Consider the following 10206-nt stretch of genomic DNA (forward strand, 5'->3'; position numbering starts at 1 on the left):
AGAGCGGCGAACGGACGGGGTGGGATTCGAACCCACGAGGGCTGTTAACCCCACACGATTTCCAATCGTGCTCCTTAAGCCGCTCGGACACCCGTCCCTGGTGTACCGTTGCAGAAGTCCCGTAGGCATTCGGCGCGCGCTGCATCCCGCGCCTCGGTGCACACGGGACTTCCGCGCCGGCACACCAGGTCCCGCGGAGCGGGCATCGCGCCAACGCTTCGGCGCGTCAGCGGAGAGGGAGGGATTCGAACCCTCGAGAGCTTTCGCCCAAACGCCTTAGCAGGGCGCCGCCTTAAGCCACTCGGCCACCTCTCCAAGGGTCGGCAGAAGCCTCCCCTCCCGCGCGTCGGGCCCGCTCGGGCCGTTACGCGCACAAACGTTTCCGCGGAAACGTCCCAATCTCCCATTCCTCACGGGAACGCCCGAGTCGGACGTCCCCGTGGGAACGGTCAGTTGCCCGTTCCACGGGAACGGAACAGTTGCCCCTCCTGGGATCGAACCAGGACTCTCCTGATCCAGAATCAGGCGTGTTGCCAGTTACACCAAGGGGCATTTGAACTGCGGCTTTTGGCGCATCTCGGCGTCGCTGCTCGTCGGGGCTCCCTGCGGCGTACAGTAGTACGCCTCGGTCGGCCCCTCCTCGCGCTCCTTGACCTGCGCCAAAATCCTTGTTCAAAATCCTGCAACTGCCGCGGCAGCGGGGCCGCGCCTTGCGGCGCGATGCCCCTTCCGCCGGGCAGGGGACCTGCATCGCGGGGCCGCCGGCGGACCGTGCCTGCGGCACGAGTCCTTCGGCACTGCCGCCATGTCTGGCGGGGCCACTAGGACCGCGCCTTCGGCGCGAGTCCTTCCGCTTCAAGCGGGCGACCGGGCTCGAACCGGCGACCCTCAGCTTGGGAAGCTGATGCTCTACCAACTGAGCTACGCCCGCGGAGTCGGCCATTCGCCACAGCGGCGGCCGCCACCGAGAGCCACCTGTCGGATTTGAACCGACGACCCCGTCATTACGAATGACGTGCTCTACCACTGAGCTAAGGTGGCAGTCCAGTCCTGCCCTGCAGTGGAGCTGAGGGGACTCGAACCCCTGGCCTCCTGGGTGCGATCCAGGCGCTCTCCCAGCTGAGCTACAGCCCCAATTCTGATTCCCATACCCGCCTGCTGGTCGCGGGTCACCAGCCAGTGGGCGCGAGAGGACTCGAACCTCTGGCCTCTACGATGTCAACGTAGCGCTCTAACCAACTGAGCTACGCGCCCTGGTGGTGGGGGAAGGATTCGAACCTTCGTAGGCCTGAGCCAGCAGATTTACAGTCTGCCCCGTTTGGCCGCTTCGGTACCCCACCGATCCGTCTCGGCCGTTGCCTGGCCCGTGGCCTACGCGCCGCGCGGCCCATCCGGCGGACCGCTCCGCCGAGTGTTCATGCGCCCGGAGGGAGTCGAACCCCCAACCTCCTGATCCGTAGTCAGGCACTCTGTCCAATTGAGCTACGGGCGCAAATTGTTCTCCGTTTCCAGCGAACCCGCTGTCGCTAGACCCAGGCTTTCCCCAGCGACTCCACTTTCCGCCGAAGGCGCGCGAAGCGCCGCCGCTCTCCCCACTCCCCGAGCTTTTCGCCGAGTATCGTGACGCAGGTCAAGGCGCGCGAGGAGCCGCGACCGAGGCGTACTCAAGTACGCCGCAGGAAGCGGCGACGAGCAGCAACGCCGAGATGCGTCACGAGACGAAGGCGAAAAGTGCCCACGACAGGACTCGAACCTGTACGCCGTTTCCGGCACTGGTCCCTCAAACCAGCCTGTCTACCAGTTTCAGCACGTGGGCGTCGTCCACCGAACTGCCATGCATGCTCGGAGAGGGATTCGAACCCTCACGAGGTTGCCCCCACAGGATCCTGAATCCTGCGCGTCTACCAATTCCGCCATCCGAGCCTCCCACCAACGGAGCCGCCGGGCGCCATCGGCGACGGCCCACACGATGGAGCTGAGGGGAGTCGAACCCCTGACCTCCTGAATGCCATTCAGGCGCTCTCCCAACTGAGCTACAGCCCCAATCAATCGCCCCCGGCGTGGAGCCCGTTCCGGCGCTCCGCCGGGCGTCGATCACCTGACCCGTGTTGTCAAACAGTGGTTGCTACGGGGCTGACGGGACTTGAACCCGCGACCTCCGGTGTGACAGACCGGCACTCTAACCAAACTGAGCTACAGCCCCCTGCAACGCCGCGCGTCTACCGACGCTGCGGGCGTTTGTTCCAGAGCGGGCAACCGGACTCGAACCGGCGACCTTCTGCATGGCAAGCAGACGCTCTACCAACTGAGCTATGCCCGCGCTCTGTGGCGATCCGCTTCCCGCATGGACCGCCCCTTCAGTACAGCGCCCCCAAGGGGAATCGAACCCCTGCTACCAGATTGAAAGCCTGGTGTCCTAGCCGTTAGACGATGGGGGCCGACCCCTCTCGGCCCCCGAACCTCGGCGACCGCTATCCGACAGGTCCGGAGGGACTCGAACCCCCAACCCCCGGTTTTGGAGACCGGTGCTCTACCAGTTGAGCTACGGACCTAACGAGCCTGTCAATCAAGTGGCCAGGGACGGAATTGAACCGCCGACACCGCGATTTTCAGTCGCGTGCTCTACCAACTGAGCTACCTGGCCGCTGGCCTCGTAGAACAGCCCGCCGAAGCTGCTGCGCTCGGGCGGGCCGTCCGGACCGTCTCTGCCGCGCGGAGTCCCGTTTCCAGGCGCGCGAGCCCCGATCCAGAGGAACCGGGGCTCGTGAAAATAGCGGGGGCGGGATTCGAACCCGCGACCTCCGGGTTATGAGCCCGGCGAGCTACCAGACTGCTCCACCCCGCGACAAGTCAGGCCGAAAAGAATAAACCTGGCCCGGAGGAGTGTCAAGCAATCCGACGTGCCCGAAAAGCCCCTCGCCGCGCGACAGAAAAACGCCCATCCCGGGCGTCGTCGAGACAGCAGAGACCCCGAAAAACAACCCTGGAGGAGTGACCGTGTTCCGTGCATCCGCCGTCGTCGTAGCGCTCGTCCTCGGCCTCGCCGCCTGCAGCCCCGAGCCCACCGCCCGTTCCGAGGTCCCCAGCCTGCTCACGCGCCTGGCGGAGGAAGGGTGTCCGGTCCCCGACCAGATGGCTTCGCCGGAGTGGGAGGAGGTCCGAGGCTCGGCCTTTCGGTTCCGCTTGCCGGAGGGATTCACCCAGGTCGTCGTCCAGCCCATCGACTCGGAGACGGCGCTCTTCGTGTCCTCGAGCGGCCACATCACGTACGACTTCGGGCCCTATTCCTCGGGCTTCGTCGGCGCCTCCGTCGAGGGTCGCATGATCATCGCCGAGTGCGAGACAACCATCGGGGGGCGCACCGCGCAGTTGGGCCTCTTTCGAGACTTCGGCGAGCTGAGGGTTGCTGCCTGGTGGCCCGAGCTGGGCGACGGACTCATCGGACCGGACCACCTGTCGCTGGGCGGGTTCGCCAAGGACCCGGCGACGGCGAACGCGCTACTCGCCACGGCGCTCTCGGTCCAGCCGCTCTAGGTCAGGCGACCGAATCTCCGAGCGGTTTCCCCTGGGTTACTGGGCTTTCGCGAAGATGATGTCGCGCGCGCGGAACGATGCTGGCTGTCCCACGAGCCCCTCGAGAACGAGCGTGTCCTCCCGGGTCTCGGCTTCCTGGGGCGCCGATTCGGCCAGTTGAGGCGAGGCCTGTACCAAGTCGAGGTTGCCGCTATCCAGGAGGTACCATGCGGTGTCGGGGGCAGTGCCTTTCACGAAGACGGTGAGCGCGTCTCCGTCCTGGCCGCTGGCGAATCGACTAACAACGGGTCTCAGCTCACCGACACGAGTGGCCAGAGATGCGGGCGTCTCAAGGGTGAGGAGGCGCTCGGCGAGCCGCAGCGTGATCGGGCGGGTTGCGAACGATTGGAGAGAGAGAACGCCGTCCACCCGAGGCGCGTCTTCCGGAAGTACCGCCTCTATGTCCCACACCGCGATCCGTGGGTGTTCGAAGGGGACACCTTCGATATGCAGTGTCACCGAGTTACAGAACGCGAAGTCGACTCGCTCGCCGGACATCCGAAAACCCACGCTGCGCCCCGTCGGGGAGCAGCCGATTCGTTCAGCGAGCTCGGGACTGATCAGGGTATTGCCGCCGCCGGTGTCCAGAATCAGTCGCGCGGTGTCCGATTGGACCATGACTTCGACGGTCACCAGCCGGCCAATATAGGGATTCAGGGTCACGTCGACGGCGGCCCCGGGTGGCGCTAGAACCCGCTCATCCTCGCTGCCGGTGTCGCCTCCCGCTGCGTCGCAGCCCAGCAGGACCAGCCAGTGCGTCGCCGCTAGCAGGACGATCGATCGACGACCAATGGTCAACGGGAATGCGTCCACCGCCTACGCGACCACCAGGTTCAGCAGTTTGTCGGGCACGAAGATGACCTTTCGCATCTCTCCGTCGCCCGTCCAGCGGCCCACGTTTTCGTCCGCCAGAGCGGCGGCCAGGGCCGCCTCCTGGTCCACCCCGCGGGGCAGCTCCAGGCGCGCCCGCACCTTGCCGTTCACCTGCACCACGAACTCCACCGCGTCGTCCACCGCCCGGGCCGCGTCGAAGGCGGGCCATACGCCGTCATCGACCGTGTCGAACTCGACCTCGGCGCCGTCGGTGTCGAACACGCTGCTCTCGTAGCCCAGGGCCTGCCACGCCTCCTCGGCCAGGTGCGGCGCGAACGGCGCGATCAGCGGGACGAGCGCGGCCACCTCCGCGCGCGCGACCTTCCGGTTGCCGGCGCGCACCGCGTTCAGGTACTCCATCATCGCCGCGATGGCGGTGTTGTAGTGCAGGCTGGCGATGTCCTCGGTCACCTTGCGGATGGTGGCGTGCAGGCGCCGCTCGACCTCGGGCGCGGCGGGCCCAGCGGCCAGCTCCCCGGTGATCGTGTCCCACAGCCTGCTCAGGAAGCCGTAGGGCCCCTGCAGCCCCTGGTCGCGGAAGTCCCCGCCCTCCTGGTACGGGCCCAGGAACATCAGGTAGGTGCGGATGGCGTCCGCGCCCCACTTGGCGATGTACTCGTCGGGGACCACCACGTTGCCCTTGGTCTTGGACATCTTCGCGCCGTCCTTGATGATCAGGCCGTGCTTGCGAAAGACGTGGTAGGGCTCTTCGAAGTCCAGGTACCCCAGGTCCTTCAGCGCCATGGTCACGAAGCGGCTGTAGAGCAGGTGCAGGACGGCGTGCTCCTCGCCGCCTATGTAGGTGTCGACGGGCAGCCACTTGCGGGTCAGGTCGGCGTCGAAGGGGACGTCGTCGCGGTGCGCCGACGGGTAGCGCAGGAAGTACCACGCGCTGTCCAGGAAGGTGTCGCTGACGTCGGTCTCCCGGCGCGCCTCCGCCCCGCACTTCGGGCACGGCACTCGGTACCAGGACTCCACCCGCGCCAGCGGGCTGACGCCGCTCTCGTCGGGCTTGTAGTCGTCCACGTGCGGCAGCTCCACCGGCAGGTCGGACTCGGGCACCGGCAGCGTCCCGCACTCGTCGCAGTAGATGATGGGGATGGGCGGACCCCAGTAGCGCTGCCGGGAGATGCACCAGTCGTGCAGGCGGTAGTTGACGCGCGCCTCCGCCACGTTCCGCTCGGCCAGCCACTCCGTGATCGCCCCGATCGCCTCGCGCGAGTCCATGCCGTCGAAGTCGCCCGAGTTGACCAGCGTGCCGTGCCCCGGGAAGACCTGCCCGAGCGGCGTGGAGGCGTCCTGGCCCTCGTCGGCGACCACGCGCGGGATGGGCAGCCCGAACGCGCTCGCGAACTCGAAGTCGCGCTCGTCGTGGCCGGGCACCGCCATGACCGCGCCGGTGCCGTACTCCATCAACACGTAGTCGGCGATCCAGATCGGGATCTCCTCGGACGTCGCCGGGTTCACCGCGTACGCCCCGGTGAACACGCCGGTCTTTTCCTTCTCGGTCTTCTTGCGGCTGACCAGATCCGTAGCTGCGACCTGGCGGCGATAGTCGGCGACGGCGTCGCGGTGCTCGTCCGTCGTGATCTCGTCGACCAGCGGATGCTCCGGCGCGAACACCATGTAGCTGGCCCCGAAGATCGTGTCGGGCCGGGTCGTGAACACCTCGATGAGCGGAGCGTCCGCGTGCACCGTGGCCGGCTCGTGTCGGTCCTCGGAAACGCGCGCCCGCGCAATCGGGAAGCGGATCAGGGCGCCCTCGCTCTTGCCGATCCAGTTCTCCTGGGACTTCTTGGTCGACTCCGACCAGTCGATCCAGGACAGGTTGTCCAGCAGGCGCTCGGTGTAGTCGGTGATGCGGAAGAACCACTGCGCGATGAAGCGCTGCTCGACCGGCGTGCCGCAGCGCTCGCACGCGCCCGCGATGACCTGCTCGTTGGCGAGCACGGTCATGCACGAGGGGCACCAGTTGACCGGCGCCTCCTTCTTCTCCGCCAGACCCGCCTCGTAGAGCTTCAGGAAGATCCACTGGGTCCACTTGTAGTACGCCGGGTCGGTCGTATCCACGGTGTGGTTCCAGTCGAACATCCCGCCGATGCGCTTCAGCTGCCGCGTGAAGTTGGCGACGTTGCGCGGGATCAGCTCCATGGGGTGGATGTCCACCTTCAGGGCGTAGTTCTCCGAGTGGATGCCGAAGGCGTCGAAGCCGATGGGCTCGAACACGTCGTAGCCGCGCAGGCGCTTGTAGCGTCCGAAGATGTCCGCCCCGGTAAACGCGTACATGTTGCCTACGTGCAGCCCCTCCGCGGACGGATAGGGGTACATCATGAGCGTGAAGAAGGGGCGCTCGGCGTCCCGGAGATCGGCGTCGGAGAACAGGTTGGTGCCCCGTTCCGCCCAGATCTCCTGCCACTTCTCCTCGATCGCGATCGGGTCGTATCCGGCTCGCTCGCTCATGTCCAGAATGCGCTGACGGTCGATTGTCTCGGGGCGCCGCCCCGCCGGCCCGGCGTGGTCCGGGGCCGGATGAATCGGCAAAGATAATGCGACGGAGAAGGGGGAGGGGGAACTGCCCCGTCAGGAGGAGGCGGTCAGGCTGTGGCTGGCGGCCCAGGTTCGCAGCGTGTCCAGCTCGGCGGGCGTCCACTCCCAGCCGCTCAGCGTGCGATAGACGCGGCCGGCGATCTCCACGGAGCCGAAGCAGTCCAGCGACGAGAGCACCTGCTCGCGCACTTCCGGCTCGCTCCTGAGCCGCGCGGGCACGTCTTCGAGGAGCGCGGCGAACTGTTCGCGCGCCTGGATGCGGTCCCCCACGTCGTACAGGAACGCGCTCGTCGTCGGCGCGTCCACGGCGTCGTCGGCCAGGAAGCGACGCGCGAATTGGAGCAGCACGCCCTGGTCGCGAAAATCGGCGAGGACGCCCTTTACCGTGGCCGGAGAGCCGGCCTCGGCGAGCTTGTGCTCGATGCCGACCGGCGTGCGGCGCAGCATGTCGGTGAAAACCGAGTGCAGCACGGGGGCGCCCGCCGCGAGCTGGGCGCGGCGGCGTGGGGTCACCCATTCGATGGAGGTGGGCGCGGTGCCCGCGCGACGCATGTGCCAGCGGTCCACCCCGGCCGGCGTTCGCACGACGATCTCGAGCGAACCGCCCGGCGACAGCTCCACCGGAGCTCCGACGCCGGAAGCGGGGTGCACCTGCGTGCCGTCGGCCCAGCCGATCAGCACGCTCCCCACGTCCGCGTCCCAGTCGGCCACGCGCGGCGTCGCCGCCGCGTCCGTAAGGTGGAGCCGGTGGTCGGTGCCCCCCAGGAGCGCGCTGAGCGCCACGAACGCCGCCGCGGCGCCGCCGGCGGCCAGGCCCGGGCGGACCCGCGCCGGGTGCCCTGCCAGGATCCGGTCGACGCGGCTGGTGAGCCGCCCGCGGGCCATCGCGAGGGTGGCGAGCGGCCCGGTCGAGCGGCGGCGCGACCAGTAGAGCAACGAGCCAACGTAACCGCGTGGGTCCCGCCCCCGGGCCACCACCCAGGCGTCCGCGGCGGCCTCCGAGCTGGCGTCGAGCGCGCGCGTCGCGTGCCACACCGCGGGGTGGAACCAGTACAGGGCGCGGGCCAGCCGCGAGACCAGCCGCAGCAGCGGATCGCGGCGCCGCAGATGCGCGAGCTCGTGCAGCGCGGCGTCCCCGAGCGCGTCCGGCGGCGCGTCCCTCCAGTCGGCCGGCATGATCAGGCGCGGCCGCAGGACCCCGGCGAGCACGGGCGCGCGCACGGCCTCGGTCTCGCGCGCGGTCAGGTTGCCCCAGCCCGGGGCGTCGGCGGCCGCGCTGAGACCACCGCCTCCGGCGGCCGAGCGCCAGAACTCCTCCGTCACGTCGCGGCCCGAGCGGCCCAGGGACCACGCGCGCGCGACCGCCGCCAGGAGCAGCGCCAGCGCCACCACGACGCCCGCCAAGTAGCCGCGTCGGGCCAGTCCGCTGCCGGGCGGCGCGCGTACCGCGCTCGGCAGCGCCAGCGGAGCGGCGCGCGTCCGGGCGGGCGGACGCGCCGCGGCCTCGCCCGAGGGTCCAGGCGCCAGCCTCACCACCGACGTCGGCGCCTCCAGCAACGGACCCGGGGCGAGCACTCCGCGGGTGAACGGAAACGCCAGCGCCGCGAGCAGGAAGACGACGTAGGCGGAGCGCCCCACGCGCGCGTCCCGGCGGCCCGCGAAGCGGTCGACGGCGATCACCAGGGGCCAGCCGAGCGCGAGCGCCAGCGCGCTTATCCAGAGCGCTCCGCTCACGAGTCCTCGGCGATGCGCGCGGCAATGGCCCTGAGCTCGTCGGCGTCGGCCACGCCCTCCTCCACCATGCCGACCAGCAGCTCCTCCAGCGACCCGCGGCAGTAGCGTCGCAGCGCCGAGCCCACCATGCGCGCGGCCGCCGCGGGGCCGCTGCGGAGCGCGCTGTACAGGTAGCGGCGGCCCTCCAGCGCGTGTTGTGCGAAGCCCTTCGACTCCACGCGGCGCAGGATGGTGCGGACCGTGGAGTCGGTCAGGTCGCGCGGCAGGCGCGCGCGCACTTCGGCCGCGTCGAGCGCCTCGTCGCTCGCCCACAGCACGCCCATGACGTCGCTCTCGAGCGCGCTGAGCGCGGCTCCATCGGGGGGCTTCTCAGTCATGGTGACAATCTGTCACGGTCACCCCGCCTCCGCCAGCAGCGCCTCGACGGCTCCGTACGGGTCTTCCGGATTCGCTTCTGCGACTTCGACCACGCGCGCGATCGTCCGCGCCAGGTCGCCGCCGAGCGCGGCGTGCACGTCCTGGAAGAGGTCCAGACGCTGGTAGTAGAGACGGCGCCCGATGAGAGCCGCGTTGTTGAGCCCGCTTTCCAGGAACCCGGCGAAGTTCAGGAGCCGCAGGGATGGTTGCACCTCCGCTTCGTACGTCTCCCTGGCTCCGGCGAAGATCTCCTCGCGTGCCTCGAGCTTGGCGTCGGGGGGCATGTCCTCGAGCGCGTAGAGCGAGTCGAGCGAGGCCACCAGCCCCGACAGGAAGCGCCCGAACACCAGGTTGTCCTCCCAGGCGGCGCGCGCCTGCCGGCAGCGCTGGCCCTCCTCGCCCTCGACCCCGCACAGGAGCTCGGCCGCGCCCACGTCGCCCACGAAGTTGGCGAAGCTCTCATTGAAGGCGGCCTGGCTGGGCACGTACATGGTGTTGTGGGTCACCTCGTGGATGACCGTGCCCACCAGGAAGACGTCGGCCGAGCGCAGCACCGTGGAGAGCAGGGGATCGTTGAACCAGCCGAGCGTGCTGAACGCGGCGGTCGGGCGGACGTAGGTGTCCAGACCCTCGCGCTCCAGCCGCTCGGCCTCATCGAACGCGTCCTGGAAGCGGAAGAAGCCCTTGTAGGGCACGCGCCCCACGATGGGGAACCACCACGTGTGCTGCCGGAAGCGCAGCTTTTCCGCGGCGGAGACGACGAGCAGCAGCGTGTCGCTGTCCACCGTGGCGTAGGTGGTGTAGCTGTCGCCCACGTCCAGCCCCAGGGACTCGCGCGCGAAGGTCCGCGCCTGGACGACGAGGTCCAGCTTGCGCCGCTCCTCGGCGGTGATGTTGGCGTCGGCGCGCACTTCGTCGATCGGACGGCGTCGACTGAGCAGCTTGGCTTCCTCGTAGCCGGCGCGCAGCACGTAGCCCGGCGAGCACGTGAGGAACGAGGCCGTGAGCGCGACCGCGACGAGTCCCAGAACGATCTTCCAGCGCATGGCTGATTCAACCCGG

Annotated in this window: 6 protein-coding genes and 18 tRNA genes; 1 reads left to right on the forward strand and 23 read right to left on the reverse strand. The window is 68.8% G+C overall.

The window, feature by feature from the left end; translation table 11 throughout:
• Positions 1-11: 11 nt before the first annotated feature.
• From ABFS34_14625 to ABFS34_14710, 18 genes are all read right to left on the reverse strand, one after another.
• Positions 12-97, reverse strand: a tRNA-Ser gene (locus ABFS34_14625).
• Between the two features lie 133 nt (positions 98-230).
• A tRNA-Ser gene (locus ABFS34_14630) sits at positions 231-315 on the reverse strand.
• 164 nt (positions 316-479) lie between these two features.
• Positions 480-552, reverse strand: a tRNA-Gln gene (locus tag ABFS34_14635).
• A 306-nt stretch (positions 553-858) separates the two neighbouring features.
• Positions 859-931, reverse strand: a tRNA-Gly gene (locus ABFS34_14640).
• A 38-nt stretch (positions 932-969) separates the two neighbouring features.
• Positions 970-1041 (reverse strand) — tRNA-Thr (locus ABFS34_14645).
• A gap of 20 nt (positions 1042-1061) precedes the next feature.
• Positions 1062-1134, reverse strand: a tRNA-Ala gene (locus ABFS34_14650).
• A gap of 46 nt (positions 1135-1180) precedes the next feature.
• Positions 1181-1254, reverse strand: a tRNA-Val gene (locus tag ABFS34_14655).
• Positions 1255-1340: transfer RNA gene (locus ABFS34_14660), tRNA-Tyr, on the reverse strand.
• A 78-nt stretch (positions 1341-1418) separates the two neighbouring features.
• Positions 1419-1492 (reverse strand) — tRNA-Arg (locus ABFS34_14665).
• A 240-nt stretch (positions 1493-1732) separates the two neighbouring features.
• A tRNA-Leu gene (locus ABFS34_14670) sits at positions 1733-1816 on the reverse strand.
• Positions 1817-1839: 23 nt separating this feature from the next.
• Positions 1840-1923 (reverse strand) — tRNA-Leu (locus tag ABFS34_14675).
• A 47-nt stretch (positions 1924-1970) separates the two neighbouring features.
• A tRNA-Ala gene (locus ABFS34_14680) sits at positions 1971-2043 on the reverse strand.
• Positions 2044-2128: 85 nt separating this feature from the next.
• Positions 2129-2203 (reverse strand) — tRNA-Asp (locus ABFS34_14685).
• Between the two features lie 44 nt (positions 2204-2247).
• Positions 2248-2320, reverse strand: a tRNA-Gly gene (locus ABFS34_14690).
• 46 nt (positions 2321-2366) lie between these two features.
• Positions 2367-2438: transfer RNA gene (locus ABFS34_14695), tRNA-Glu, on the reverse strand.
• 41 nt (positions 2439-2479) lie between these two features.
• Positions 2480-2552, reverse strand: a tRNA-Trp gene (locus ABFS34_14700).
• A 19-nt stretch (positions 2553-2571) separates the two neighbouring features.
• Positions 2572-2644: transfer RNA gene (locus ABFS34_14705), tRNA-Phe, on the reverse strand.
• Positions 2645-2771: 127 nt separating this feature from the next.
• A tRNA-Met gene (locus tag ABFS34_14710) sits at positions 2772-2845 on the reverse strand.
• A gap of 152 nt (positions 2846-2997) precedes the next feature.
• Here ABFS34_14710 and ABFS34_14715 point away from each other — a divergent pair.
• On the forward strand, positions 2998-3534 hold the full coding sequence (locus tag ABFS34_14715) for a hypothetical protein (GenBank protein MEN8376677.1): 537 nt from the start codon (positions 2998-3000) through the stop codon (positions 3532-3534).
• A gap of 36 nt (positions 3535-3570) precedes the next feature.
• Here ABFS34_14715 and ABFS34_14720 read toward each other — a convergent pair whose 3' ends face one another.
• The 5 genes from ABFS34_14720 to ABFS34_14740 all read right to left on the reverse strand — a co-directional run.
• Positions 3571-4386: an aspartyl protease family protein gene (locus ABFS34_14720; protein ID MEN8376678.1), complete on the reverse strand. Its 816-nt coding sequence runs from the start codon at positions 4384-4386 to the stop codon at positions 3571-3573.
• 3 nt (positions 4387-4389) lie between these two features.
• A complete protein-coding gene (gene leuS / locus ABFS34_14725) occupies positions 4390-6906 on the reverse strand; it encodes a leucine--tRNA ligase (GenBank protein MEN8376679.1) in 2517 nt (838 codons plus the stop codon).
• A gap of 120 nt (positions 6907-7026) precedes the next feature.
• Entirely contained in the window at positions 7027-8727 is a 1701-nt protein-coding gene (locus ABFS34_14730; GenBank protein MEN8376680.1) for a M56 family metallopeptidase, read from the reverse strand.
• Positions 8724-9104, reverse strand: a complete 381-nt coding sequence (locus ABFS34_14735) for a BlaI/MecI/CopY family transcriptional regulator (protein MEN8376681.1) — start codon at positions 9102-9104, stop codon at positions 8724-8726. Before ABFS34_14735 ends, ABFS34_14730 begins: the two co-directional genes overlap by 4 nt.
• Before the next feature lie 18 nt (positions 9105-9122).
• The coding region (locus ABFS34_14740; protein MEN8376682.1) for an aminopeptidase at positions 9123-10206 on the reverse strand (1084 nt) is incomplete at its 5' end.

It is taken from the genome of Gemmatimonadota bacterium, assembly GCA_039715185.1.
Classification (GTDB): Bacteria; Gemmatimonadota; Gemmatimonadetes; order Longimicrobiales; family RSA9; genus DATHRK01.

Coding starts and splice junctions, on each gene's coding strand:
- leuS (MEN8376679.1), bottom strand. CDS start 6,906: ATGAGCGAGCGAGCCGGATACGACCCGATCGCGATCGAGGAGAAGTGG.
- ABFS34_14735 (MEN8376681.1), bottom strand. CDS start 9,104: ATGACTGAGAAGCCCCCCGATGGAGCCGCGCTCAGCGCGCTCGAGAGC.